This is a genomic window from Actinomycetes bacterium (genome assembly GCA_035506535.1).
Taxonomy (GTDB): Bacteria; Actinomycetota; Actinomycetes; order DATJPE01; family DATJPE01; genus DATJPE01.
This window is the reverse complement of record DATJPE010000067.1, coordinates 1-24,683: the sequence shown is the minus strand read 5'-3', so window position 1 is coordinate 24,683 and position 24,683 is coordinate 1. Positions and strand designations below refer to the sequence as shown.

Sequence of the window (24,683 nt, the reverse complement as noted above, 5' to 3'; positions counted from 1 at the left end):
GCCGATGTCGACGGTTGGCCCGTGACGTCTCTTCACCTCGTCAAGCAGGTAGTTCAGGACGGCACGGAGCTCGGCGACATCCAGTGGGAACGCTTCGCGGTTCATGCGGCCATCCTTCAACCGGACTGCGCCTGGATCGGCACGACCTCGCGGTCAGCATCCATCTCGTGGCATTCGCTTGGGGGGTTGCTGGATTCAAGGCTCGGGGGGAATGTCCCGTCTCACCAACGTCAAGGAGGACGCGGGAACCGTCCCTGGGAAGAACACGAAGCCGTTCGGTGCCGGGACGAGTTGCTCGACGCGCACTCCATCGACGGCCCAGACGTCCACCGGGCCCCCGGTGTTATTCATCCGGACGAACCAGTCGGCCTCCCACTCGCCTCTGGCCAGAAAGCACCCATCCTCCTCGGGTTGCCGACTGCCCGCGATACCGCGAGCGGCCGCCATACGCGTCACGTCGAGGCCATGGGCGGCGATCGAATCACGATTGAGCGATGACGAGACGTGAAACAGACCGTCCTCCCGGTCCGTCTTCCCATCGTCCACGGAGGGAACCGTAGCCTGCCGACGCGACATACGTCCGCGGCATATCGGCGCTTCGCGGTCGGCCTACCCTCGTGACTTAGCCGGCGGCCCGCCAGGCGAGCCAGGGTTCAGCGGTCGAGCGCGGCAGTGGTCGCCAGGCGGAACCGTCCGGGCGTGTGATGGCCACGTTCCACCCTGCATCCAACCGGCCGGCGGGCATGCTGACGGCCAGCAGTCTCCCGTCGGGCGACCATGCAAGCGAGGGGCTCAACCCTGCGCAATAGCACGAAGCTCCGGTGTCATGGATCACCGCGATCCGTTGCGTTGCCAGGACGACGGTCATGAGGCGCATCCGCAGTTCGGAGGGCGCGACTTGGCGGAGTGAGAAGTAGGCCAGGGTGCGGCCGTCCGGGGACCAGGACACGGGACCTAGCATCCAGCCCAGGTCGGCCGTGGCGGCGAGCATCCTGGTCTGGCCGGTGGTGAGGTCCACGAGCTCCAGCCCACCTGTCCGCGGGCCAGATCCCCGGCCGCACACGCCCACACAGGTGGTGAGCGCTAGCCGCCTACCGTCGGGTGACAACGCCGCGTTCGTCGACGCAACAGGCAGTTTCCATGCGCGGTCAGCCTGGCCGGATGTCGTGTCGTAGGCGCGCAGGCGCTGGCCCCGCAGCACAAGGACTGTGTCGCCGGATGGGGTCCACGCCAACCAGGAGCAACCGTCGCACGAGCTGATCGAACGCCCGATCCCGCTGCCCCCCAACCACACTCGCAGCACCTCAGCTCCGGTCGCTGATCGCACTAACCCGGCTGCCGACCGCCCATCCGCCGCCCAGGCGTATTCGCGAGCGCCGCAGGCCGTCTGGAGCGGGACATCGACGTAGTCATCGATACCGGTGCGCGGGTCGATGGCGACGAGTCGACACCCGCTGGGCGCCATGATCGGCCCGTTGGCGCGCAGCGTCACCGAAGGCGTGGGGCTAGGTCTCTGATGCGTCGCTGGTTGCGCGGTCCAGCCGGGGAGCGACCACAGGATGCCCCCCACGGCCACTGCAACTGCTGCCACCGCGGCAAAGGCCAGGGTCGCCAGGCGCCGCGAGCGGGTGCGACGTGCGCGGTGCAGCACCTCGCCGGGGACGAGACGGGTCGGGGGCGCGTCTCGGCCGGTGAGATCGAAAAGCTCCTGCAGGTCCAGACTCATCGCCGCTCCTCCATGACCGCCGACGACGCGCCGCCTGCCAGCTGTGCACGGACCGCCTCGGTCGCGCGCGACAAGCGACTTTTGACCGTCCCGCTGGGCAGGTTGAGCACCGCTGCGATCTGCGGCACGGTCAGATCGTCGACGTGCCGCAGCACCAGCACCGCCCGATGCGACGGCGATAAGGTCGCCAACGCTGCCATCAACGGCCCGTCAGCGCCCTCGACCGCCTCGAACGAGGCGAGCGAGCCCGAATCGGGACGGTCCGGTACTGCATCCACCGACCGCTCCCGATGCCAGGGGCGCCGCCTGCTGTCGACGTACTTGCCGACCATCACCCGCACTACGTACCCGTCGACGTTCTCCCCGCCGGCGACCCGACGCCACTTCGGATACAAGGCCAACAGGGTGTCTTGCACGAGATCATCGGCTCGGTCCCAGGCCCCGCTCAGCAGGAACGCCCTGCGCCGCAACGCCGGCAGCCGCTGCTGGATCCACTCCAGGAACCCGTCATCGTCGCGAGCGGGACCAGGCGCATCAGTGGAGGCGTCCAAGGGCCCTCCCCTCTGAGCGACTACGACCCGGTGTACTCCTAAATCGAGATGGGGGGGTCGAATCGTTCCACAGATGCGCGAGCCTCCTGAGTGAGACTGTTGCTTCGCTAGATCGCAGCCCAGTGACGAAGTCGCCTCGCAGCTCCCACAGGCAGCCGACCCACCAGGGATCTCGCCGTCCAAGATATGAGCCAGATGCCTGCTGTCGTGGCGCCGCGACGAAGCGTGATCGGCCACCTCGTCAGGAAGGGGACCAGGACGATAAACGAGACGGTTGCGATGGTTCCAGCCCTGAATGCCTCGCTGTTCCCGGACCAGACATAGATGGTGGTGATCAAGATCGCCGAGGCGGCGCCGACGCACATCCCGACGAAGGGAGCCAGGAGATCCACCCGGTTCCTCGCCGCACCTCTTGACGAGCCGGAGTCTGCTCATCGGCCACAGAACGAGTGTGGCGGATGCCTGCGGGACTGGCCCTCGGATTCCGTCTTGACCTTCCCCTAGGGCGCTTCGGCGCCGAGGCAACCTCCTCGTTGCGGAGTTCGTCCGGGTGACGGGAGCGGAGGTCCCACGGTGCGGCTGCGCTCGACGCTTCTCGCCATCACCGCTGGGATCTGGATCTGCGCCTGTACCGCCTCGCACCAAGCGATGGGGCAGCCGACGCCCAGTGCCTCTCAGCGGCATACCGCACTCTCGCCAACGGTCGCCGCAGCCAAGTTCAGGACCCAAAGTCGCACTTCAGCGCGGTCGAGCCGTAGGGCGAGGCCGGGATACTGGTTGCATGAGCCAGATCCCCGAGCTGCTGGTCGCCGACGTCGGTGGCTGGCGCTCCTGGCTCTCTCGCAATCACGCAGCGTCTAGTGGTGTGCGGCTGGTGCTGGCGAGGAAGGGTGTGACCGAGCCAACCCGACTGGTCTATGACGAGGCGGTGCCTGAGGCGATCTGCTACGGCTGGATCGACGGCCACCTCACCCGGCGCGACAGCGCCACCTACCGAGTGCGGTTCACCCCTCGCCGTGCGCGCAGCACCTGGTCACAACCAAACGTGGACCTGGCCGAACGGCTGGTCGCCGACGGTCGGATGCGGCCAGCCGGTCTGGTTGAGGTCGAGTGGGCCAAGGCCGACGGGCGATGGGAGAAGGCCTACGGAGGTTCGGCTTGAACGAGGTGCCGGATGACTTGCGTACGGCGCCCGCTGCGTCGCCGGCCGCACAGGCGACGTGGGATGTGCTGACGCGCACGAACCGGTTTGCCGTCCTCTACCGGGTGCAGGAGGCAAAGCGCTCAGAGACACGTGCCCGCCGGATCACCCACTACGTCGAGATGCTCGCGAACGGCAACACGCCTCACCCCCAGAAGCGGAAGCCTGAATGATCCGCCCAGAATGTCGGTTTGTGTCTGCGGGCACTTCGTGCGCTATCGCCTGATGCCTAGGACGACGGCAGGTCGATGAACCAGACGCGTACGCCCGTCAATGAGCCGGGATGGGGCTCGTCAATGGCGAGGCCGAGGTAGAACGGCAGGCTGATGGCGGCGCCCGTCAGCTCCACAAGCCTGCGAACGGAGTTCAGCAGACCGAACGCGTTCTCGCCCTGTCGCCAGGTCATGCAGATGCCGGGCTCGTCATCTAGCTCGACGGCCTCAATGCTCTCCAGAACCGCGTGCTGATGCCCCTGTGGCCAGCCCTCTGAGAGCTGCACCCTCGCGATAACGTCTAGGGCGATAGCCGCAAGATCTTCGTCCACATCTCCATGATGCCCAGCCGGCCCGCGCCTGCGGCTGCCAGGCGCCATAGGCACTTCAGTGGTACCGGAGTTACCCAGCTTCGCCACTCCCCGTGGCGCACGGTATCCAGTGGTGACGGCGGCCGATGGACTCAATCCGAGAGGAGTGGTCTGTCGAACAGCTCCATCTCCTCCTCGTCCGAAGCTTGGAAGATGGCGGCCCAGGTCTCGAAGTCGGTCCGGGTGATGGCGGCTTACGTCCATTCGGTTGAAGCTCATCTCGCTCGGCTCGCGCCCAGTGGCCCCACTCCAAGATCACGCTCTGCCACGTGCCAGCCGTTTGGCAGCGAGAGTCGACTTGCCCGACGCTGGAAGTTCGCAGATCAGCACGAGCCGCGTTGATGACTCGACCACCCGGACATCTTGCCGGTCCGTGGCGCCTATCGGCACGTCTCGCGGGCCGAGGTCAGCGACCAGGGGGTTGGCCGGCGACGAGGTGCACGCCTCCTCGTCGCCACGCCTCCGAGATCGCCGGAGGCGCACACGGTCAAGTCAGACGAACCACCCGATCGCACCGAGGATCGCATACGGAAACAACATGACGACGGCGACGCCTGCGCTGGCGAGCACGGCGAGTGACCGGTCCGCGGAGGGGCGGATCACCCACCGCCACACGACGGCGCCCAGAACGAAGGGGGCTAGCCAGAGCGCGCCCGCCAGCACCCGTAGCCCCGGGGTGATCGGAAGAATGGCCGCCCAGAGAAGACCAAGCCCGAGCAGCAGCTCGACACCGACGAGAACGGCGAGCGTGGTGGTCCCAAGTCCGAGCAGGACTGGCGTCCCGACCACCGGACGCGGAGGGGCATCGCCACTGGTGGTCACGGTTCGATCATCTCATCGATCTCGCTGCGGGGCGCACGAACGGCACCCACCCTGCTGCGGGACTAGGGGAAGTCCTTGAAGGCGACCGGCTGCCCGCTCGAGCTCATCGGTCGGAGGTTGTCCAGAAGGACGTCGTGCCCAGAGTCGTAGAACACCCAGAATCGCCCCCGCGGCCAGCCCGGCTCCCTCGGCAGAGGATGCGACGCGACGGTGACGGTCCTGGTCACCTGGATGGCTATCGCCTCGGTGGGCAGTGGTCCGTAGGAAAGGGCCGAATCGCTCGAACCTGGCCCGTAGCTGCTGTACCAGTAGCCTCCGCTCGGACTGTCGTCGAATGTGCACGCGCCACCCTCGGCCGCGTACCGGCCGGGGCTCGCCGGCCCGGCGAAGTCGCCTTCGAGGCAGAACTCGCCTTCAGCCGTCATGAAACCGACCAGACGCCACGTTCCGGCGCCGTCGGAACCGGAGGCCAGAACGACGTGTCCTAGCCAGATGGGCCGGGAATCCGAACCACGCAGTTGCATCGCCAGGATCGCTGAGGCGAAGGCCAACAGCACAGCCGATGCAATGACGAGATCGCGCGGGAGACGCCGCCGTCGGGCTTGGGCCGCAGCCTCGTCCACCTCTTCGGGAGTCAGCGCCACGCTTGGACCGTCAGCTCTTCAACGGCTGGACGCGAAGGCTCTCGAGCGTCTTCTGGACCTCGCGATGGACCTGCGCTGAGGCGTGTGGACCGAAGCAGGCAGTCAGCTGCATGCGGACGCCAGGATCCTTCGGGTCGATGGCGACTGCGGCGGTGAGTTCCTTGGCCGTACCCGTGGAACACGGTGGCCCGGGAACGGCGGTTCGCACCTTGGCCGGATAGTGGTCCACGACGATCGCACGTCCGGGCATCTGGTCGACGTCCGGGCCGGAGTCGAACTGCGTCTCGACCCAGAGCATGACCACACCGTCCGAAGGGGGAGAGACCGGCTCGTAGACGCCACGTGCACAGGCCTTGCCGGACGGGGTCAGAGGAGGACAGGACTCCTCGAGCTTGGCGCTACTGACATACAGCAGGTCGTACACGACCGTTCCAGTCAAGCCCCCCGGCTCGGCGGTGTACCACGACGACGGAATCTGGACGCTCCAGCCCGGCAACAGCTGGACGGTACGTGTGGCGGCCGAAGGCCCCGCCGTGGGCCTCAGACCCTGCGACGCCGATCCGGTGCACCCTGCGACGACGCCGGCCACAGCGACCACGCCGAGAGCCCATGCGCGCACACTCCTTCGACGCCCGCGAGCGAGTGCCGGTTCCACGCTGAACAGCCAGCTGCCTTCTACATCCCAAGACGGATCGTTCTCGGCGAGTGGGCAGAGCCCGCCACCCTAGGATCTGGACCGTGGCGATGACGGCAGGAGAAGTTCACCGCCTTGTGGCATTGGTCGACGGGATCAGAATTCAACTTCTGGACGAGTCTGGTCGCGCCTTCGATGATGGGGATTCGCTCGCGGGCGAGTGGTGGTTTGTCGACCCAGCGCCGGGCGACTGGACCCTCGAGGAGTGGGAGGAACACCGGATCCGTGCCCCGCTGCCTGGATGCGTGGCCATCGTCGATCCCGAGCGACAAGACCAACTGCTCGGTTCAGTGAGCATGGACGAGGCGCGGCGCGCTGCGGAGTTCCTGAAGGCGACCAACTTCGACTCAGCGATGGAGCTCGGGCGGAGTCAGTGGGTGCTGGTTCACGATCGCGAGCGACCGATGGCTCGACCTCGACGAAATGGCCGACATGGAGAGACTCAGCTGACCGACGAGGGCTGTGCTCTCTGGGTCGAGGCCGATGACGACTCGGCTTGGGTCGAAGTTGTCCAGACATTCCGTGAAATCCACGTCGTTGGACGACAGACGGTCACCCTGCAGGGCGAGATGGGGACCGTGGTCACCCCGTCTGGCGCCCTCCGGGTGTCCGCATCGGTCGAGCCCGGGCACGTCGACGTGATCGGTCGTCGATGGGATCTGACCCTGTACCTCCCCCCTGCGATACCCGTGCTGCAACTGGTGGTACGTCTCCTGGACGGGCAGCCCGGCGGCCACGACCGAGCGTGACCCGCCCGCCGTCGCGGACACCTCGACTAACTGTCCCCCCTCAACGATTGCCACCGACCAAGACGAACTTCCGCTCCTTCGATCCGTCAGACCTGTCCACACTCATCGATCTCACCATCGAGGTGTTCGGACCCAACACGCACGAATACACGGCCTCGGGCGGGAGCTGTGTGAACACGCCATCACTGCCATGCGCGGACAGTCCGTCGCGTGTTCCTGTCCGTCGCCACCGGCGGAGACTGGTTCCACGCCCCGCGCGCTCACTTTACGAGTCGCTGGGATTCCATCCCGTCCCCGTCGTCCACTACCGGCGCGCCATAGGAGATCCGACTCCGAGCTGACCAGGAAGGGGCCAAAGCCCGCGCGACCGTCGGGTCATTCCTCGACCCGTTGATTCGGAACGGCAGATCGGCTCGGAGGACCGTATCGTCCTCGCATGTCCCCGCTGCGCCTGCAAGGCAATGACGGCGCTGTCACGGCGTTCACCGTTTCAGAGCGTCCGGACTTGACCGAGAAGGCGTGGCTGTGCACGAACGACCTGCTGCCCGAGTACAACAACCACGGTGACGTTCTCGACGTCTACTGGCCACGTCTCACGGGAGAGGTCGCCGACTTCCAGTTCCACCTACTGGGCGAGGATGAGCAGATCCTCGCCCGATGCCGCACGATCCCGCTGCACTGGGATGGGACCGTCGAGGATCTGCCTGCGGGCATCGACGGGGCACTCGCACGCGGTTTCGACGGCGGCGAGCCTGACGCTCTGTGCGCCCTCCTGGTGGCCGTGCCGAGGGCTGTCCAGCAGCGCGGCGTGAGCGCTCGCGCGCTTGAGGCCATGTCGGCGGTTGCTCGAAGGCACGGCTACTCATCGTTGATCGCACCAGTTCGACCGAGCGCCAAGGAGCAGTACCCGCTCGTGCCGATCGAGAGGTACGCCGCTTGGCGGCGGCCCGATGGCTCACTGTTCGACCCATGGATGCGCACGCACGAACGCCTCGGCGCTACAGTCCTCAAGGCCGAAGCCCAGTCCCTGCGGATCACGTCCACGGTCGCCGATTGGGAGGCATGGACGGGGCTGGCCTTCCCCGAGGATGGGGACTACTGGTTCCCGAGAGGGTTGACGACCGTCGCGGTCGACCGTGCTGCTGATCAAGGCCGCTACTACGAGCCCAACGTCTGGATGCATCACCGCCTATGAACCCAGCTTGACGCTGGCTATCGCTGGGGCGTTGCTGGCGCCGGCAACGTGATGCCTCACGTCCCAGGCGATGGCCCGGCGACGGTGTGTGCACGCCGCCGGCCCGCGCCGCGTACGTTCGAGGCGTGACAGAAGAACCCGAGGTCTCGGTGCGCGACAACGTGGAGCTCCACCGGTTCGAGGTGCTGCTCGGCGGGGGAGTGGCCGGCTTCGCCGCGTACGAGCGCCATCCCGGCGTCGTCGCCATCGTGCACACCGAGGTCGACCCGGCCTTCGAGGGCCGCGGGCTCGGCAGCGTGCTGGTCAAGGGGGCGCTCGACCGCATCAGGGCGGAAGGCTCCGCGCTGCTGCCTTTCTGCCCGTTCACCAAGGCGTACGTCGGACGACATCGCGAGTACCTCGACCTCGTGCCGGTCGGAGAACGGGAGCGCTTCGGTCTGCCGAGCGACTGATCGCGGTCAGAGGTTGGTCTGGTCCGCCGGAACGTCGGTGAGCAGAGCCGCAGCCGGATCGCCGTCGTCGACGGGCGGGCAGGACGCCCCGAGGGTGTACGCCGCCATCGACAGCGAACCCGCCGAGTAGCCGTCGACGAGGAGCTCGGGCCGTTCTTCGGTGTCGCTCGCGGGCCCGGCCAGATAGAGCAGCGGCAGGAAGTGGTCGGGGGTCGGCACCGACGCGCGGTAGTCCGCGTGGCGGTCCAGCAGCGGTACGTCGCCCGGCGACTCGACGAGCACCTCCTTCGCCGCCTGGTCGAAGCGGACCGCCCAGTCGTAACCGGCGTCGGGCTGCGCGAAGTCCACGGCTCGCAGGTTGTGGACGATGTTGCCGCTGCCGACGATGAGCACCCCTCGCTCGCGCAGCGGCGCGAGCCGGCGTCCGAGGTCGAGGTGGTAGTCGAGGTCCTTCTCGGCGTTGAGCGACAGCTGCACCACCGGGACCGTCGCATCGGGGAACGCGTGCAGCAGCACCGACCAGGTGCCGTGGTCGATGCCCCAGCTGTCGATGTCGCGGCCGACCCAGGTCGGGTGCACGACGTCGGCGATCTCCTCGGCGAGGTCCGGCATCCCGGGCGCCGGGTACTCGACGTCGAAGAGCACCTGCGGGAAGCCGTAGAAGTCGTGGATGGTCCGCGGTCTCGACATCGCGGTGACGGCCGTGGCGTTGATGTACCAGTGCGCGGACACCACGAGGATCACGCGAGGACGCGGCACGGAGGCCCCGAACGCGCGCCACGACCTCGAGTAGCGGTTCACCTCGAGCGCGTTCATCGGGTTGCCGTGGCCGACGAAGGCGGCCGGCATGGTCTCGGTGCTCAACGCGTGCCCCTCTCGGCGAGACGTCCCCGATCATGTCAGCCCGGCGGAGCCGGCTCACTTCGCGTCGGCGTAGCCGTCGACGACGGCGACGGCGAGCGGGATCGAGACCGGGGTCTGACCGAAGACCAACGTGGTCGCCTCGTCCGCGGCGCTCGACACGGCGTCCGCGACCGCTCCGGCCACGTCCTCCGTGACGTGCAGCACCACCTCGTCGTGCTGGAAGAAGACCAGCTCCGCGCCGGCCTGGCCCTCCAGGCGCCCGCGCAGCAGCGAGAGCCAGACGTTGGCCCAGTCGGCGGCGCTCGCCTGCACGACGAAGTTGCGGGTGAAGCGACCCCACGCCCGCTCCCGTCCCGCGGTGTCCTCGCCCTCCTCCGCCCAAGCGGGGTCCCATCGAGGGCTGGTCCGGCCCAGCACCGAGCGCACCGGCTCCCCACGCTCGCCGGCCCGGGCGGCCGCCTCGAGCAGCGCCAAGGCGTCGGGATAGGAGCGGCGCAGCGTGGTGAGGGCCGGACTGGCCCCGCCGTACATGGCCGACAGCAGGCCGACCTTGGCCGCGCTGCGGTCCCCGGCGAAGGCCTGGGTGGCGACCGCCTCGTACACGTCGCCGCCGGCGGCAGCGGCGGCCAGCCCGGCGTCCCTGGACAGGGCCGCCAGGACGCGCGGCTCGAGCTGGCGAGCGTCGGCGACCACGAGGCGGCGGCCGGGGTCGGCGACCACGGCGGCCCGGACCTCGCGCGGGATCTGCAGCGCCCCGCCGCCCCGGCTGGCCCAACGGCCGCTGACCACGCCTCCGACGACGTACTCGGGGCGGAAGCGCCCGTCGTGCACCCACCGCCTCTGCCAGGCCCAGCCGTGGGCGCTGTGCAGGCGGGAGAGTTCCTTGTACTGCAGCACCAGCGAGATCGCGGGGTGGTCGACGCGCTGCAGCTCGCGGGCGCGGGTGGACCGCACGACCAGGCCCTGCCGGCGCAGGGCGCGCAGCAGCTGCTCGGGGGAGTCCGGGTTCAGGGTGGGCTCGTCCAACGCCGCCCCGATGGCTTCGGCCAGCTCCCGCAGGCGCTGCGGTCCGGCCGGACCAGGCGGACCCAGCGCCGCCTCGAGGACCGCGTCGTGGACGTCGGTGCGCCACGGGATCCCAGCGTGGGTCATCTCGGCCGCCGCGAGGGAGGCCGCCGACTCCGCCGCGACGAGCAGCCGGAACCCCGGTGTCTCACCCAGCGCGGCCTCGATCGCAGCCAGCTGGCGGGGGTAGCGGACCGGCAGCGTCTCGGTGTCGGGCTCGACGTCGAAGAGGGTCCCCTCGGTCGGCCCGGGTCCTGGAGGAGCCCAGTGACCATCACGCCCGCTCAGCAGGGCGTCGGTCAGGGACAGGTCGTGGCAGCGCCGCAGCCGGACGCCGCGGGCGAGGAGGCCGGGGTACGTCGCCGCGGTCGACTCCCACACCCACCGGGGGTGCTCGACGGCCTCCAGGCCGGCCACCGCCTCCGCCAGGTCGTCGGGCTCCTCCGGTCCTTCCAGCGGGCTGCCGTCGTCCGCCAGCCGTTGCAGACCCTGGGAGGTCAGCGCGACGGGCACGGTCAGGCGAACTCGGGCGCCCAGCGGTCGTCGACGATGATCGGGACGACACCGCCGTCGGGGAGGATCCCGTCCACGTCGACGCCCGGGCCGCCCACGACGACGTCGGTGTGCACGCTCGAGGTGTTGAGGCCGAGGGCGGCGAGCTGCTCGCTGGACTTGTCCATCCCGCCCGCCACGGCGAACGGGAAGGCCTGGCCCCAGGCCACATGGCAGCCGGCGTTCTCGTCGAACAGCGTGTCGTGGAAGACGACCCCGGCGGCGCGCACGCGGGAGGAGCCGTCGACCAGGGAGACCTCGCCCAGGCTGCGCGCTCCCTCGTCGGTGTCGAGCTCGGCCCTGACAAGGTCCACGCCGCTGTCCGCCGTGACGTCGACGATGCGGCCGCCGGCGAACTCGACGACCAGGCCCTCCACCACCGCGCCCGCCCGCGGCATGACGAGCGGGCGGGTCAGCCGGATCGTGCCGTCAGCGCGGCTGCGGTCGGGGGAGGTGAAGACCTCCTCGGTGGGCAGGTTCGGCATGTACGTCAGCCCGTCGTCGCGGGTGAGGCCACCACCGGTCCAGACGCAGCCGGGCACGAGCCCCACGGTCAGGTCGGTGCCCTCACCCCGGTAGCGGACCGCGTCCAGGCCGAGAGCCGTCAACGCGCCCGCGCGCCCGGACAGCTTCCGGTGCTGCTCGCGCCACGCCGCCACGACGTCGTCCTCGTCGAGGCGCATGGCGACCCCGACCGCGGCCCACAACCGCTCGACGTCGGGCTCCCCGAACACCGCACCCGCCCACCCCGGGTTCGGCGCGGCCAGGATCGTCCACGTGACACGACCGCCCAAGGTGACCCGACGGGACTCCTGGGCGAGGTTCAGCGGCACGGCCGAGACGCGTTCCGCCGGGAGGCCGTCGAAGGCGTGCGGGTCGGCGTTGCCCGTGAGGCTGATGAGGGCGGCTCCGGCCTCGTCGAGCTCACGAAGACGCGCCAGCATCCACTCCGGCGCGGACGTCAGCGCCTCGAGCGGGGCGTGTTCGAGCGCGGAGCGGCGTACCCGCGCGTCCTGGAACTCGACCGTCACGCGGAACGCCCCGGCGCGGTAGGCCTCCTCGGCGATCGCCTCGGCGATCGGGGCGTGCTCGAGGTCGGCGCGCAGGAAGACCTCCTGCCCGGGCTGGACGTTGGCGCCGACGCGGACGGCGAGCTGGGCGTAGCGCTGGAGGCGCTCGGCGGGGGCGGGCGTGACAGGCATGCCGCGAACCTATCCGGACGGTCGCCCTCGATAGGCTCGCAGCCATGCCTGAGAGCCCACGTCGCGTCGCGCTGCTCACCGCCGGCGGGCTCGCGCCCTGCCTGTCCTCGGCCGTCGGCGGCCTCATCGAGCGCTACTCGGTCGTCTCGCCGGACACGGAGATCATCGGCTACCTCGACGGGTATGCCGGCCTGCTGGAGGGCCGCCACGTCGAGGTCACCCCGGAGATCCGGGCCAGGGCCGCGCTGCTGCACCGCCTCGGCGGGAGCCCGATCGGCAACAGCCGGGTGAAGCTCACCAACGTCGCGGACTGTGTGCGGCGCGGGCTCGTCCGGGAGGGGCAGGACCCGCTGCACGTCGCCGCGGAGCAGCTGACCCGCGACGGCGTCCACGTCCTGCACACCATCGGCGGCGACGACACGAACACGACCGCGGCGGACCTCGCCGCCTATCTCGCCGGCAACGACTACGACCTGACCGTGGTCGGCCTGCCGAAGACGATCGACAACGACATCGTGCCGATCCGGCAGAGCCTCGGCGCGTGGACGGCCGCGGAGCAGGGCGCGATCTTCGCCCGCAACATACTCGCCGAGCACTCCTCCAGCCCTCGCATGCTCATCGTGCACGAGGTGATGGGGCGCCACTGCGGCTGGCTCACCGGCGCGACGGCGCAGCGCTACCGCGAGTGGTTGTCCGAGCAGGACTTCCCCGGCTTCGGGCACGAACGGCAGCGCTGGGACGTCCACGCCGTGTACGTCCCCGAGCTGGACTTCGACATCGCCGCGGAGTCGCGTCGCCTCGAGGCGGTCATGGACGAGATCGGCTGCGTGAACATCTTCTTGTCCGAGGGTGCGGGGGTCGACACGATCGTCGAGGAGATGATCAGCCGCGGCGAGGAGCCGGCTCGCGACGCCTTCGGGCACGTGAAGCTGGACACCATCAACCCCGGAGCCTGGTTCGCGAAGCAGTTCGCCGGACTTGTTGGTGCGGAGAAGACGATGGTGCAGAAGAGCGGCTACTTCGCGCGCTCTGCGGCCGCCAATGCGGAGGACCTCGCCCTCATCGCCCGCTGCACCGACCTCGCCGTCGACGCCGCCCTGCGCGGCGAGAGCGGGGTCGTCGGCCAGGACGAGGAGGCGGGCGACGCGCTGCGCGTCATCGAGTTCCCGCGCATCAAGGGCGGCAAGGCCTTCGACCCGGGCTCGCCCTGGTTCGAGGACCTGCTCGCCGCGATCGGGCAGCCGAAGGGGCAGCCGGTCACCGCGCACTGAGCGCCCGCCCGTCGGGCCGTCGACCTCACACCCAGATGGCCGCCGGCCATCCGTCGCTGAACGTCTGCGGCGGGCTGGGCAGCGAGCGGGCCTCGCCTCGGGCCACGCGAGCCGCGGTCCAGGCCACGGCCGCCGCGTCGAGCACGTCGTCGACCTTTGCTGCGCGACCGGCCAGGCCGAGGTCGCCGCGCGGCTGAACTCCCTCGCGCTCCAGCAGCTCCCGTCGCCGCTCCACGCCGGCCCAGGTGCTCTTGCGGACCGAGAGCGGGGCGCCGGCCATCTCCGCGAAGCTGACCTCCGGGTGGACCTCGCGCACGTCGAGCCCGGTCGCGTGGACCCAGGCCTCCACCTCGAGGATGCGGTGCCGGAGGCCGTACGCCTGCACGGAGATGCCGAAGCCCGCGACGCGCCGGCTCACCGCGCTGGCCGTGGCATGGTCCTCGGCGAGCACCGCCGCCCGGATCGGGGTCGTGAAGACCGCCGAGCGCAGCGGGCCGATCGCCGCCATGGCCAGCTCGTCGGCCGCTCGGGGCCCCTCGTCGGGGAGGCCGATCGGGATGTCGATGCCGACCGCGTCCAGGACGCCGTCGGCGGCGGCGACCGCGACGAGGTCCGCTACTGACTCCTCGACGTAGGCGCGCACGCCGTGCGACCCCAGCGCAACCCCCACCCAACCCGCGGGGCACGCGTCGACGCCGAGCACCCGGGGCATCGGGTCAGCGTAGGACTCGCCGACCCTGCGCTGGCCTGGCGCCGCGAGGCGTGCTGCCATGGAGGCATGTCGTCCCCAGAGACTGCTCCCAGCCGGCGGCCCGAGGACCAGCGCGGTACCCCGGTCGGCCGGCGCATCGTGCTCGCCATGCTCGGGCTCGGCGCCGTCGGCGTCGCCGTGGGGAGCCGGGTCACCAACGCGCTCAGCGGGGTCGAGGCCAAGGACCCGACCGGCCTGGCCCAGCTGTTGCCCACCGGCGGCGGTTTCCGCTACTACTCGATCGCGGGGCCGGTGAAGAAGGTCACCCCGGCCGAGTACACCCTGTCGGTCACCGGCCTGGTCGAACGTCCCGTCCACCTGACCTATGACCAGCTCGCCGCCATGCCGCAGACCCACCTCGTGCACGACTTCCAGTGCGTCACCGGATGGCGCGTCCCCGACGTGCACTGGAGCGGCGTGCTGCTGCGTGACGTCCTGGCCCTGGCGTCCCCGACCGCCGAGGCCGTGGCCCTGCGCTTCACCTCCTTCGACCACGCCGACACCGAGTCGCTGACCCTCGAGCAGGCCCACCGTGACGACGTGATCGTGGCGCTGCAGATGCTCGGTGCGCCCGTGACGCACGAGCACGGCGGGCCGGTCCGGCTGTACGTCGCCCCGATGTACGGCTACAAGTCGATCAAGTGGCTCTCCGGCATCGAGCTGACCTCGTCGGTCATCCCGGGCTTCTGGGAGGACAACGGCTACCCCATCGACGCGTACTACAGCGACTGAGGCGCCCGCCCGTGAGCGACGTCGACAAGGTGCGCGTGGACGCCGACGGGGAGCGTGTCGCCCGTTTCACGCGCGGCGAGCGCTGGGTGCACCGCAGCCTCGCGCTGCTCATGGTCGGCTGCCTGGTCACCGCCGCCATGCTCTCGGCGCCCACCCTGAGCCAGCTCGTCGGCCGGCGTTTCATCGTCTCGCGCATCCACATCGTGTGCGGCCTGCTGCTGCCGGTGCCCATCGTGCTCGGCCTGCTGTTCTCCCCGGCCTTCCGGGAGGACGTACGGCGGTTCAACCGGTTCCGCCCCTCCGACTGGTCGTGGCTGCGCGCGCGAGACCGGCGCTCGGGGCGGATCCGGGTCGGCAAGTTCAACGCCGGGCAGAAGCTCTACGCGGCCTTCGTGCTCGGCGCCGTCCTCGTCATGCTCGCGAGCGGCGTGATGATGTGGCGCCCCGCGTTGTGGCCACTCGCCTGGCGCACCGGGGCGACCTTCGTCCACGACTGGCTCGCGCTGGCCGTGCTGGTCGCCGTCGTGGGCCACTGGGTGATGGCCGCCAAGGACCCGGAGGCGCGCGCCGGTATGCGGCACGGCACGGTGACCCGGCGTTGGGCGCTCCTCGAGCACCGGGGCTGGCTCGAGGAGCTGGACACCGCCGACGAGCCGGCGCAGGAGGTCAGGAAGCCGGAGTGATGTTGCTGATCAGGTAGATCTCGTCCTGGAAGTCCAGGTTCGTGCCCTCGGAGTCGACCAGCAGCAGGTAGAGGTTCGGGATCACCTTGCCGGCTGAGTTCTTGACCGGGTACATGCGCGTGTGGTGACCGCACTGGGTGTTGACGACATCGCACCCGTGCCGGGCGTCGTTGGCGAGGCCGGCCGCGTCGGTGAGCGTCGGGTCGGTGTTCTCGGTGCCGTTGATGCTGAACCCGAAGACCGCCGATCCGGGGCTGAAGGAGGCCTCGGCGCTCGGCCCGGAGCTGCCGCCCGGCAGCACGGTCTGGGCGTCCGTGGCGGCCTGCATGAGGAAGACGTGCTTGCCGGCCAGGTTGCCCTGCGTGAACCAGGCGAACGGCTCGTGGCCGTTCGGCCCGTGGGTGGCGATGATCTGGCGGACGTACACCGGGCCGGACGTGGCGGCCGTCCAGTACGGCGAGAGGACCTCGTCGCCGACGGCGGCGTACAGGCCGTTGCCGTAGTTGATGTACTTCGCGCCCGGCCCGGTGAGCACCGTCTTGATGCCGAACGTCGTGTTCACGAACTGCTGGACGGTGAGCTCGTTGCCGCCGAAGGCGTCGTACTGCCAGTCGCCGAAGAGCGAGACGGTCTCGGTCGGGAAGCCCGGGTCGGTGCTGTTGACGGTCAACGTGCCGCTCTGGACGCCCTTGGGGGTGCTCGAGGAGCAGCCGGTACGGCAGTAGGTGAACAGCACGCTGACGTCGAAGGTGCCGCCTGCCGGGATCACCTGCGGCCCGGTCAGCGTCGTCTCCAGCGTGAACGGGCCGGTCGTGCTGATCGAGTTGATGGTGATCGGGGTGGTCCCGGTGTTGCGCAGCCGTACCGTCGCGTCCGGCTTGGTGTGCAGTGTCGTCGTCTTGTCAGGAACGTCGAGGCCGATGCGGTTCATCTCGTAGCGCAGGTTGGTCAGCTGGTTGCCGAGCAGCGCGCCGATCGCGGTGCTCGCCGGCCCGCGGGTCCAGTCGAGGTTCAGCGGCTGCAGCTGTCCCCAGCCCGGCGATCCGCCCGGCGGGGTGGTCCCGCTGGAGGAGGTGGAGGCCGACGAGCTCGACGTCGACGTGCTCGTCGACGTCGAGGCGCTGCTCGCGGAGGAGGACGCGGTGCTGGCGCTGGAGCTCGCCGTGCTCGCCGACGACGATGCCGTGCTGGCCGACGAGCTGGCCGTGCTGGCCGAGCTGGAGACCGTGCTCGCCGAGGAGGAGCTGGCGGTGCTCGAGGACGGGGGAGTCGTGTTGTTCACCGTGAACGTCGCCGTGTAGGTCTGCGCCGAGCCCGAGGTCGGCGTCACGACCTGGGTGATCGTGTGCGTGCCGTCGGCGACCTTGGTCGTGTCCCATGGGTTGGCGCAGGTAGGGGAGCCGCCGGCGAAGTCGTACGGCGTCGTGCCCTCGGTGTGCGTCGCGGCGCCGGACTGGGTCGGGTCGTCCAGCCAGTAGGACACCGACTTGATGCCGGTGCTCGGGTCCGTGTAGGCGTACACGCTCCCGGACACGACCGCGCCGTTCAGCGCGACCGGGTTCGGACGCGCGCAGCCGGTGCTGACGAGCAGGGTGTACGTCGTCGCGGCCCGCGCGCTCGACATGAACAGCGTCGTCCCGAGCAGCGCCAGGGCCAGGGCGGCCACGACCGCAGACGTGGTCCCCAGGGCGCGCGAACCCCCGCGTGCGCGCCGACGTACCCGACCCATGGGACCCCCCAGTCCTGCGGAGGCACCCGGCCGGCGTCCCCGTTAGGCGCACAGTCTGCGCGATGACGGCGAGGAGGACAAACACCATCGACCGTGCGCGACGACACGGGTACGAGGGGTGAGATTCTGTCCGGTTCATCCCCATCTGCACGGGTTTGTCCCCTGGCCGGAGCGGGCGGTGCCGGCCGCGACCGCGCGGCACAGCCGCGTCCACCGGCCCCGCCGACCGGCGCCCGTAGGCTGCCCGGCGTGAGCACGATCGACGAGCGCGCGGGCGCCCTGGCCGCCGAGCTCGTCGACGTGCGGCGGCGCCTGCACGCCCATCCGGAGCCCTCCGGCGCCGAGGTGCAGACGACCGCGGCCATCGCGGAGCGGCTGCGCCAGGAGGGGCTCGCCCCGGTGGTGCTGCGGTCGGGCACTGGGCTGGTGTGCGACCTGGGCGGCCGGATCGAGGCCGGGACGCCGTACGTCGTGCTCCGCGCCGACATCGACGCGCTGTCCATGCCCGACGCCAAGGACGTGCCGTACCGCTCGCGCAACCACGGGGTCGCCCACGCCTGCGGGCACGACGTCCACACCACCGTCGTCCTCGGCGCCGGGCTGGTCCTGCACCCCCTCCTCGGTGGGGCCCGCCGGGTCCGGCTGGTCTTCGAGCCGAGGGAGGAGACCGTGCCCGGGGGAGCGGTCGAGGTGATCGAGGACGGGTGGATCGAGGGCGCGAGCGCGGTGTTCGGGCTGCACTGCGACCCGAAGCTGGACGTCGGGCGGCTGGCCGTGCGGGTCGGACCCATCACCTCGGCCTCCGACCTGGTCGAGCTGCGGCTGCACGGGCCCGGCGGGCACACCGCACGTCCGCACCTGACCGTCGACCTCGTCGCGGTCGCCGGTCGGCTCGCCGCGGACCTGCCGTCGGTCGTCTCGAGGCTCGCGCAGCCGGACGGCCAGGCGGCCCTGGTGTTCGGGTCGCTGAACGCGGGCACGGCACCGAACGTCATCCCGGCCGAGGCGGTCCTGCGCGGAACGCTGCGCACGCCCTCCCCGGCGGCGTGGGCGCGCGCCCCGCAGCTGCTGGAGGCGGCAGTCGACGAGGTGCTCGCCGGGACGGGGGCGACCCGGCACATCGGCTACTTCCGCGGTGTCCCCCCGGTGGTCAATGACGAGGCCGCCACGGGGCTGCTGGCCCAGGCGGGACGCGAGGTGCTGGGGGAGGACGCCGTGGTGGCCGCGGAGCACTCGATGGGCGGGGACTCCTTCGCGTGGTACCTCGAGGAGGTGCCCGGCTCCTACGCCCGCCTCGGCGTCCACGACCCCGCCTCCGACGGCCCGCGGCTGGACCTGCACGCCAGCACCTTCGACGTGGACGAGCGCTGCATCGGGTACGGCGTACGGGTCCTCGCCCGCGCCGCGCTCGCCGCCCTCGACGGCCTGGACCCCGCGCGATCTTGAGAGATGCCTGCCGACACGCCGGTGGCGGCTCGGCATCTCTCAAGATCGTCGGCCCCCGGCCGGTGGGTTCAGCCAGCAGGTGAAGGGCAGCGGGTCGAGGGCAGCGGGTCGAGGGCAGCGGGTCTAGGGGAGCGGCCAGGCGTGCACCGGCTCGTTGGTGTGCATGCGGTCGACGTAGGCCTGCGTCATGTCCCGGAGCGCGTCGAGCCGGGAGGCGCCGGCCGCCTCGAACCGGCGTACCGCGGCGACCTGCCAGGCAGCCCCGTTGCGCCCGCTCGCGCAGCGCTGCTCGATGATCCCGAGCAGGCGCTGCCGTACGTCGTCGTCGACCCCCCACTCGCGCAGCCCCTCGTGCGCCAGCGGGAGCAGGCGGCGCAGGACGAGTTCGCTCACCGGGAGGTCGCCGTACCCGGGCCAGTACAGCTCCACGTCGATGCCGCCGCGGGCCGCCGTGGCGAAGTTCGACTCGGCGGTGGCGAAGGACATCTGCGACCACAGCGGGCGGTCCTGCCTCGCGAGCGCCGTGACGGCGCCGAAGTAGAACGCCGCGTTCGCCAGCATGTCGACGACCGTCGGGCCGGCCGGGAGCACGCGGTTCTCCACCCGCAGGTGCGGGCGGCCGCCCACGACGTCGTAGACGGGACGGTTCCAGCGCCACACGGTCCCGTTGTGCAGGCGCAGCTCGTGCAGGGAGGGTGTGCCGCCCGCCTCGAGGACGGCCATCGGGTCCTCGGGGTCCAGCACCGGCAGGATCGCGGGGAAGTAGCGAAGGTTCTCCTCGAACAGGTCGAAGACGCTCGTCGTCCAGCGTTCGCCGAACCACACCCGGGGACGTACCCCCTGGGCCTTCAGCTCTTCCGGGCGCGTGTCCGTCGCCTGGGTGAACAGCGCGATGCGCGTCTCGCGCCACAGCTCCCGCCCCAGCAGGTACGGCGAGTTCGCGCCGACCGCGACCTGCACGGCGGCCAGGCACTGGGCGGCGTTCCAGTGGTCCGCGAAGTCCTCGGGGCTCACCTGCAGGTGCAGCTGGAAGCTGGTGCACGCCGCCTCGGGCGCGATCGAGTCGGCGTAGGTGTCGAGGTCCTCGACGCCGCGGATGTCCAGGTGGAGGTCCTCGCCCCGGGCGAGCAGCATCTGCTCGTCCAGCAGGGCGTACCGCGGGTTGGCGCTGATGGCGTCGTGGGTGAGGTGCTCGGGGCCGAGGGTCGGCAGGATCCCGATGATCACCATGTGCGCGCCGATCTCACGGGCCCGCGACTCGGCCTGGTTGAGCTGCGCGCGTACGTCGCGCTCGTACGTCGCCGCGCCGTCGCCGGCCAGGCTCCGGGGCGGCACGTTGATCTCCAAATTGAAGCGGCCGAGCTCGGTCGTGAACGCCGGGTCGGCGATCTGCGCGATCACCTCCGAGTTGCGCAGCGCCGGCTCGCCCTCGGCGTCGACCAGGTTGAGCTCGACCTCCATCCCCGTCATCGGCTCCTCGAAGTCGAAGCGGGACTCGGCGAGCATCAGGGCGAAGGCGTCGAGGCAGCGGTGCACCTTGGTCCGGTAGCGCTGGCGGTCCTCCCGCGTGAACACCTGAGGTGTGATGTCCTCACCCATGGCTCACCTCCTGCCACGACCGCGCCTGCCGCGCATCCTCGCAGGTCAGAAGGCCTGAGGCCGGTGGTTCCCACAGCCGCAAGGGGCACCAGTCACGGTGAGATGGCGGGCGGGAGCCACTGACGCAGCACTGACCTCATGCAAGCGGCCGGCCGGCGCCGGTCCGGAAGGTCCCTCGGGTACCGCATCTGCGGCCGCCTCAAGTCTGTCTGTTGGAAGACTCGGACCATTCCGCAGAGCGCAAGGCACGGTCGCAGCCGAAAGTGCCAGCCTGGCTATGGCCGGTTCTTCCTCTTCTGGCGATACTCTTGAATTCGGCTATGCCTCTGTGGACCCATCGCTAACGCGGAGCCCATGACGAGGTGCCCATGAGTTCCCCAGCCGGGATGAACGATCTTTGACCAAGGGCAGCAAGATCCGCAGGGCATGGCATCGAGTGGTCGCCGCAATGCCAGTCGCCTTCTGCGCTGTTGCGATGTTGCTCGGCATCGTCGCTTGGTTGGACAACCGCTGGAACCCGGTGATCCTCGTGTTCGCCGGCGCCGCTTTGCTGACACTTCAGCCCACCGTTGAGTTGGGCAGCTGGAAGCACGCGTTGCTCATCGTTGCGGCCGGAGTGTTGGGCCTCTTGGGCGTTATCCAAGTCTTGGGTACGCCCTAACCGGTCGACCGCCATCGGTCGCCCCCTGCTCACCCCCACCAGAAGGCGGTGGCGATCAGGCAGTAGAGCGCGACGAGCATGCTGCCCTCGAGCCAGGTCGACTCCCCGTCGAGCACCACGAGCATGGTGACCAGCACGGCCATCGCGAGCACGGCGATGAGCAAGGGGGAGAGGACCAGCGTGAACGACGCGCCCACGAGAGGCGCGACGAGAACCAGCACGGGGGCCAGCACGAGGGCGATCTGCAGCGGTGACTGCAGGACGATCGACAGGGCGTAGTCGGTGTGGTTGCGGGCGGCGAGCTGGATGCCGACGACGTTCTCCACCGCGTTGCCGGCGATCGCGACGATGACCAGGCCGGCGAAGGTCTGCGAGATGCCGAGCGCGTTGATGGCCGGCGTGAGGCCGTCGACGAACCAGTCCGAGACGAGCGCGGCCGCCAGCCCCGTCAGCGCCAGCACGCCGACGGCGACTGCGAGCGGCCAGCGGGCCGGCCGTTCGCCCTCCGCGGTTTCGGCGGCGGCGTTCTCCCGAGCGAGCGTGCCCGGCAGGGACAGCGCGAAGAGAACGAGCAGCGACAGGGCCACGACGACGGACAGCGCCTTCTCGTGGCCGGAGGCCGGCGTGTGCAGCGCGGCGGTGAGCGAGGGCACCAGCAGGGCCATGACGGACAGGACGAGGAGCAGCGCGGTGGTCCGTGCGCGGTCCGCGGCGAAGGTCTGCGTGCCATGGCGGACCCCGCCGACGATGAAGCACAGGCCGAGCACGAGCAGGACGTTGGACAGGATCGAGCCGACGATCGTGCCCTGGACGACGGCGTACAGGCCGGCGTGCAGCGAGAAGAGGCAGACGAACAGCTCGGGCAGGTTGCCCAGCCCGGACTGCAGCACGCCCGTCGCCCCGGGCCCGAGGGAGTCGCCGAGGGCGTCGACGGCGCGCCCGACCAGGGCGGCCAAGAGTGCGAGGGCCACGGCGCTGACCGCGAACGGCGCCACGTCGCCCGAGGAGACGGCGTGCGTGATACCGGAGAGCACCGCCGCGACGGCGGCGGCGACGATCAGCCGTACGTCGCCCCGCCCCAGCCCGGCCGCCCCCATGGCCGCCCATCCTGCCGTCCCGCCCGTCGGAGCCGGGCGCCCTCCGCCGGGTGGGAGATCATTGCGTGCCGAGCAAAGTTGCAGAGCACGCAAGTTTCTGCCACACTCGGGTCCATGACCACCACCGTGGGTACCGCCGAGCACCCCGCCGGGCTGCGAGAGCGCAAGAAGCTCGCCACCCGCCGGGCGCTGCAGCGGGCCGCCCTCCGCCTGGTCGCCGAGCGCGGCCTGGACCACGTGACGGTCGACGACATCGCTGCCGCGGCCGACGTGGCCCCACGGACCTTCTTCAACTACTTCTCCTCCAAGGAGGAGGCCCTCCTCGGCAGGGACCCCGACAAGCAGGCCCGCGTCGCCGCCGCGCTGCTCGAGCGTCCCGCCGACGAGTCACCGCTCATGGCGCTGCACGCCGTCCTCGTCGCCGAGGCCGACGAGATGGCGGCCGGCGTCGAGGACTGGCAGCTGCGGATGACGCTGGTCAACGACTACCCCCAGCTGCTGCCCCGCCACCTCGCCGGGTTCGCCGAAGGCGAGCGCGCGCTGGCCGAGGCCGTCGCCGCCCGTTCCGGGCTCAGCCGCGAGGACAGCAGCTACGCCGACCTCGTCGCTGCTGTCGCGCTGGCCGCCATGCGCACGGCCATGGCCCGCTGGCGCGCCACCGACTGCACCCGACCGCTCGCCGCCCACATCGACGAGGCCTTCCGCCTGCTCGCCGCGGGCCTGCCCGTCCCCCCGACCCCTCGCCCGAGACGACGTACCGGAGCACACCAGTGACCCAGCCGACCACCCAGATGCCCGCGACGCCGCGGGTCTACACCCATCGCCAGATCCTCATCGTCATGAGCGGCTTGCTGCTCGGCATGCTGCTTGCCGCCCTCGACCAGACCATCGTCGCGACCGCGCTTCCGGCGATCGTGAGTGACCTCGGGGGCCTGCACCACATCGCGTGGGTGACGACGGCCTACCTGCTCACGGCGACGGTCTCGACGCCGCTGTACGGCAAGCTCGGCGACCTGTACGGCCGCAAGCACCTCTTCCAGATCGCCATCGTCATCTTCCTCATCGGCTCCGCGCTGTCCGGTCTGTCCCAGACCATGACCGAGCTCATCGTCTTCCGCGGTGTGCAGGGCCTCGGCGCCGGTGGCCTCATGGTGCTGGCCATGGCGATCGTCGCTGACGTCATCCCGCCGCGCGACCGCGGCCGCTACCAGGGCCTGTTCGGCGCCACCTTCGGCGCCGCGAGCGTCGCCGGACCGCTCATCGGTGGCTTCTTCACCGACCATCTGTCCTGGCACTGGGTGTTCTACGTCAACATCCCCATCGGCGCCGTCGCGCTCGTCGTCACCACGGCCGTCCTGCCGAACACCCGCGCCATCCTGCGTCCGGTCATCGACTGGGCGGGGGCGGCGTTCCTCACCCTGGCGATCGCCTGCCTGGTCCTCGTCACGACGTGGGGCGGATCGCAGTACGCGTGGAGCTCCGGCGTCATCTTGGGGCTTGTCGCGGGCTTCCTCGTGTCCCTGGGCATCTTCGTGCTGACCGAGCGGCGGGCGGCCCAGCCGGTGATCCCGCTCGGGCTCTTCCGAGGACGTACCTTCGTCCTCTCGACCGGCATCAGCTTCCTGCTCGGCTTCGCGATGTTCGGGGTGATCAGCTACCTGCCGCTGTACCTGCAGCTCGTGCACGGCGCCTCGGCGACCAGCTCCGGGCTGTTCCTGCTCCCGCTCATGGCGGGCATCCTCACCGCATCCCTGACTTCCGGGCAGTACATCAGCCGGACCGGGCACTACCGCTTCTTCCCCCTGGCGGGCACCACCGTGGCCGCCGCCGGGATGTTCCTGCTGTCCACGATGTCCTCGACGACGCACGAGCTGTTCACCCTGGCCTTCATGGTCGTCCTCGGGCTGGGCATCGGCATGGTCATGCAGGTGGTCGTCCTCGCCGCCCAGAACGTCTCGCGCCGCGAGGAGATCGGTGTCGTCACCAGCACCGTGACGTTCTTCCGCTCCGTCGGCGGTGCCATCGGGGTGGCGGTCTTCGGGTCGATCCTCAACCACCGCCTCGCCGAGGAGCTCACGAAGGCCTTCGGCGCCGCGGCGGCGACGGTCGGCCGCTCGACGGGCATCAAGGTGATCCGTGCGCTACCGGCGGAGGTCCGGACGAAGTACATCGCCGCCTTCGCCGACTCGCTGGGCTCGGTGTTCCTGTACGCCGTCCCGTTCCTGCTCGTCGGGATGGTGATGGCGCTCTTCATGCCCCACGTCCCCCTGCACGGTCACGGTGGCAAGGCGCACGGGTCCCATGGAGCCGACACCGACGACCTGGACCGCGAGCTCGCCGCGGCGACGGCCCCTGGTACGGCGGAGCCCGAGATCGCGTGAGCCACGTAACTGTTCGGCGTTGGTCGGTCCATG

26 protein-coding genes are annotated in these 24,683 nt (G+C 70.3%); 12 read left to right on the top strand and 14 right to left on the bottom strand.

Features of this window, described 5'->3' with window-relative positions; translation table 11 throughout:
- Positions 1-195: 195 nt before the first annotated feature.
- From VMI11_10550 to VMI11_10540, 3 genes are all read right to left on the bottom strand, one after another.
- Positions 196-546: a hypothetical protein gene (locus tag VMI11_10550; GenBank protein HTY72846.1), complete on the bottom strand. Its 351-nt coding sequence runs from the start codon at positions 544-546 to the stop codon at positions 196-198.
- Between the two features lie 76 nt (positions 547-622).
- Positions 623-1,726 (bottom strand): hypothetical protein, encoded by a 1,104-nt coding sequence (locus VMI11_10545; GenBank protein HTY72845.1) that lies wholly within the window; start codon positions 1,724-1,726, stop codon positions 623-625.
- Positions 1,723-2,277 (bottom strand): sigma-70 family RNA polymerase sigma factor, encoded by a 555-nt coding sequence (locus VMI11_10540; protein ID HTY72844.1) that lies wholly within the window; start codon positions 2,275-2,277, stop codon positions 1,723-1,725. Before VMI11_10540 ends, VMI11_10545 begins: the two co-directional genes overlap by 4 nt.
- Before the next feature lie 781 nt (positions 2,278-3,058).
- Here VMI11_10540 and VMI11_10535 point away from each other — a divergent pair.
- Together VMI11_10535 and VMI11_10530 are read left to right on the top strand one after the other, a co-directional pair.
- Entirely contained in the window at positions 3,059-3,439 is a 381-nt protein-coding gene (locus tag VMI11_10535; protein HTY72843.1) for a hypothetical protein, read from the top strand.
- Between the two features lie 5 nt (positions 3,440-3,444).
- Positions 3,445-3,651 carry a YdeI/OmpD-associated family protein gene (locus tag VMI11_10530; GenBank protein ID HTY72842.1) on the top strand — a complete coding sequence of 69 codons (207 nt, stop codon included), beginning with the start codon at positions 3,445-3,447 and terminating at the stop codon, positions 3,649-3,651.
- Between the two features lie 56 nt (positions 3,652-3,707).
- On the opposite strand, the gene VMI11_10525 is transcribed toward VMI11_10530, so the two are convergent.
- The 4 genes from VMI11_10525 to VMI11_10510 all read right to left on the bottom strand — a co-directional run bounded on the left by VMI11_10525 (position 3,708) and on the right by VMI11_10510 (position 5,825).
- On the bottom strand, positions 3,708-4,022 hold the full coding sequence (locus VMI11_10525; protein ID HTY72841.1) for a hypothetical protein: 315 nt from the start codon (positions 4,020-4,022) through the stop codon (positions 3,708-3,710).
- A 531-nt stretch (positions 4,023-4,553) separates the two neighbouring features.
- A complete protein-coding gene (locus VMI11_10520; GenBank protein HTY72840.1) occupies positions 4,554-4,883 on the bottom strand; it encodes a hypothetical protein in 330 nt (109 codons plus the stop codon).
- A gap of 62 nt (positions 4,884-4,945) precedes the next feature.
- Positions 4,946-5,527 (bottom strand): hypothetical protein, encoded by a 582-nt coding sequence (locus tag VMI11_10515; GenBank protein ID HTY72839.1) that lies wholly within the window; start codon positions 5,525-5,527, stop codon positions 4,946-4,948.
- A 10-nt stretch (positions 5,528-5,537) separates the two neighbouring features.
- Positions 5,538-5,825 carry a hypothetical protein gene (locus VMI11_10510; protein HTY72838.1) on the bottom strand — a complete coding sequence of 96 codons (288 nt, stop codon included), beginning with the start codon at positions 5,823-5,825 and terminating at the stop codon, positions 5,538-5,540.
- A gap of 440 nt (positions 5,826-6,265) precedes the next feature.
- On the opposite strand from VMI11_10510, the gene VMI11_10505 reads away from it, so the two are divergent.
- From VMI11_10505 to VMI11_10495, 3 genes are all read left to right on the top strand, one after another.
- Complete coding sequence (locus VMI11_10505; protein HTY72837.1) at positions 6,266-6,970, top strand: hypothetical protein; 705 nt, start codon at positions 6,266-6,268, stop codon at positions 6,968-6,970.
- A gap of 436 nt (positions 6,971-7,406) precedes the next feature.
- Positions 7,407-8,165 carry an N-acetyltransferase gene (locus tag VMI11_10500; protein ID HTY72836.1) on the top strand — a complete coding sequence of 253 codons (759 nt, stop codon included), beginning with the start codon at positions 7,407-7,409 and terminating at the stop codon, positions 8,163-8,165.
- A 125-nt stretch (positions 8,166-8,290) separates the two neighbouring features.
- Positions 8,291-8,617: a GNAT family N-acetyltransferase gene (locus tag VMI11_10495; GenBank protein ID HTY72835.1), complete on the top strand. Its 327-nt coding sequence runs from the start codon at positions 8,291-8,293 to the stop codon at positions 8,615-8,617.
- 6 nt (positions 8,618-8,623) lie between these two features.
- On the opposite strand, the gene ygiD is transcribed toward VMI11_10495, so the two are convergent.
- The 3 genes from ygiD to VMI11_10480 form a co-directional block, all read right to left on the bottom strand.
- Complete coding sequence (gene ygiD, locus VMI11_10490; GenBank protein HTY72834.1) at positions 8,624-9,466, bottom strand: 4,5-DOPA dioxygenase extradiol; 843 nt, start codon at positions 9,464-9,466, stop codon at positions 8,624-8,626.
- A gap of 69 nt (positions 9,467-9,535) precedes the next feature.
- The gene (locus VMI11_10485; GenBank protein HTY72833.1) at positions 9,536-11,059 is read right to left on the bottom strand and encodes a bifunctional 3'-5' exonuclease/DNA polymerase; all 1,524 of its coding nucleotides are present in this window, start codon (positions 11,057-11,059) and stop codon (positions 9,536-9,538) included.
- Between the two features lie 2 nt (positions 11,060-11,061).
- Positions 11,062-12,300: an aminopeptidase gene (locus tag VMI11_10480; GenBank protein HTY72832.1), complete on the bottom strand. Its 1,239-nt coding sequence runs from the start codon at positions 12,298-12,300 to the stop codon at positions 11,062-11,064.
- Between the two features lie 44 nt (positions 12,301-12,344).
- Here VMI11_10480 and VMI11_10475 point away from each other — a divergent pair, with 44 nt between their 5' ends.
- Positions 12,345-13,571 (top strand): pyrophosphate--fructose-6-phosphate 1-phosphotransferase, encoded by a 1,227-nt coding sequence (locus VMI11_10475; protein ID HTY72831.1) that lies wholly within the window; start codon positions 12,345-12,347, stop codon positions 13,569-13,571.
- 25 nt (positions 13,572-13,596) lie between these two features.
- On the opposite strand, the gene VMI11_10470 is transcribed toward VMI11_10475, so the two are convergent.
- Positions 13,597-14,283 carry a DUF429 domain-containing protein gene (locus tag VMI11_10470; protein ID HTY72830.1) on the bottom strand — a complete coding sequence of 229 codons (687 nt, stop codon included), beginning with the start codon at positions 14,281-14,283 and terminating at the stop codon, positions 13,597-13,599.
- Between the two features lie 66 nt (positions 14,284-14,349).
- On the opposite strand from VMI11_10470, the gene VMI11_10465 reads away from it, so the two are divergent.
- Both VMI11_10465 and VMI11_10460 read left to right on the top strand, forming a co-directional pair.
- Entirely contained in the window at positions 14,350-15,054 is a 705-nt protein-coding gene (locus VMI11_10465; protein ID HTY72829.1) for a molybdopterin-dependent oxidoreductase, read from the top strand.
- A gap of 11 nt (positions 15,055-15,065) precedes the next feature.
- The gene (locus tag VMI11_10460) at positions 15,066-15,737 is read left to right on the top strand and encodes a cytochrome b/b6 domain-containing protein (protein ID HTY72828.1); all 672 of its coding nucleotides are present in this window, start codon (positions 15,066-15,068) and stop codon (positions 15,735-15,737) included.
- Here VMI11_10460 and VMI11_10455 read toward each other — a convergent pair.
- Positions 15,721-17,403, bottom strand: coding sequence for a hypothetical protein (locus VMI11_10455; protein ID HTY72827.1), 1,683 nt, complete (start codon positions 17,401-17,403; stop codon positions 15,721-15,723). The two genes, VMI11_10460 and VMI11_10455, sit on opposite strands and share 17 nt — an antisense overlap.
- Positions 17,404-17,715: 312 nt before the next feature.
- Here VMI11_10455 and VMI11_10450 point away from each other — a divergent pair, with 312 nt between their 5' ends.
- Positions 17,716-18,912, top strand: a complete 1,197-nt coding sequence (locus VMI11_10450) for an amidohydrolase (GenBank protein ID HTY72826.1) — start codon at positions 17,716-17,718, stop codon at positions 18,910-18,912.
- A 123-nt stretch (positions 18,913-19,035) separates the two neighbouring features.
- Here the strand turns inward: VMI11_10450 and VMI11_10445 are convergent, their stop codons facing one another.
- Entirely contained in the window at positions 19,036-20,511 is a 1,476-nt protein-coding gene (locus VMI11_10445) for a glutamate--cysteine ligase (GenBank protein ID HTY72825.1), read from the bottom strand.
- A gap of 397 nt (positions 20,512-20,908) precedes the next feature.
- On the opposite strand from VMI11_10445, the gene VMI11_10440 reads away from it, so the two are divergent.
- Positions 20,909-21,172, top strand: coding sequence for a hypothetical protein (locus VMI11_10440; protein ID HTY72824.1), 264 nt, complete (start codon positions 20,909-20,911; stop codon positions 21,170-21,172).
- Positions 21,173-21,201: 29 nt separating this feature from the next.
- On the opposite strand, the gene cax is transcribed toward VMI11_10440, so the two are convergent.
- A complete protein-coding gene (gene cax, locus VMI11_10435) occupies positions 21,202-22,269 on the bottom strand; it encodes a calcium/proton exchanger (protein ID HTY72823.1) in 1,068 nt (355 codons plus the stop codon).
- A 114-nt stretch (positions 22,270-22,383) separates the two neighbouring features.
- Here cax and VMI11_10430 point away from each other — a divergent pair, with 114 nt between their 5' ends.
- Both VMI11_10430 and VMI11_10425 read left to right on the top strand, forming a co-directional pair.
- Positions 22,384-23,043, top strand: coding sequence for a TetR family transcriptional regulator (locus VMI11_10430; protein ID HTY72822.1), 660 nt, complete (start codon positions 22,384-22,386; stop codon positions 23,041-23,043).
- Positions 23,040-24,650 (top strand): MDR family MFS transporter, encoded by a 1,611-nt coding sequence (locus tag VMI11_10425; GenBank protein HTY72821.1) that lies wholly within the window; start codon positions 23,040-23,042, stop codon positions 24,648-24,650. The genes VMI11_10430 and VMI11_10425 overlap by 4 nt, the downstream gene beginning before the upstream one ends.
- Positions 24,651-24,683 lie beyond the last annotated feature (33 nt).

Excerpts from the sequence above, each read along its gene's own strand:
- VMI11_10545 (HTY72845.1), bottom strand. The coding sequence starts at position 1,726 with ATGAGTCTGGACCTGCAGGAGCTTTTCGATCTCACCGGCCGAGACGCG.
- VMI11_10535 (HTY72843.1), top strand. The coding sequence starts at position 3,059 with ATGAGCCAGATCCCCGAGCTGCTGGTCGCCGACGTCGGTGGCTGGCGC.
- VMI11_10510 (HTY72838.1), bottom strand. The coding sequence starts at position 5,825 with ATGCTCTGGGTCGAGACGCAGTTCGACTCCGGCCCGGACGTCGACCAG.
- VMI11_10500 (HTY72836.1), top strand. The coding sequence starts at position 7,407 with ATGTCCCCGCTGCGCCTGCAAGGCAATGACGGCGCTGTCACGGCGTTC.
- ygiD (HTY72834.1), bottom strand. The coding sequence starts at position 9,466 with ATGCCGGCCGCCTTCGTCGGCCACGGCAACCCGATGAACGCGCTCGAG.
- VMI11_10480 (HTY72832.1), bottom strand. The coding sequence starts at position 12,300 with ATGCCTGTCACGCCCGCCCCCGCCGAGCGCCTCCAGCGCTACGCCCAG.
- VMI11_10475 (HTY72831.1), top strand. The coding sequence starts at position 12,345 with ATGCCTGAGAGCCCACGTCGCGTCGCGCTGCTCACCGCCGGCGGGCTC.
- VMI11_10470 (HTY72830.1), bottom strand. The coding sequence starts at position 14,283 with ATGCCCCGGGTGCTCGGCGTCGACGCGTGCCCCGCGGGTTGGGTGGGG.
- VMI11_10465 (HTY72829.1), top strand. The coding sequence starts at position 14,350 with ATGTCGTCCCCAGAGACTGCTCCCAGCCGGCGGCCCGAGGACCAGCGC.
- VMI11_10445 (HTY72825.1), bottom strand. The coding sequence starts at position 20,511 with ATGGGTGAGGACATCACACCTCAGGTGTTCACGCGGGAGGACCGCCAG.
- cax (HTY72823.1), bottom strand. The coding sequence starts at position 22,269 with ATGGGGGCGGCCGGGCTGGGGCGGGGCGACGTACGGCTGATCGTCGCC.
- VMI11_10430 (HTY72822.1), top strand. The coding sequence starts at position 22,384 with ATGACCACCACCGTGGGTACCGCCGAGCACCCCGCCGGGCTGCGAGAG.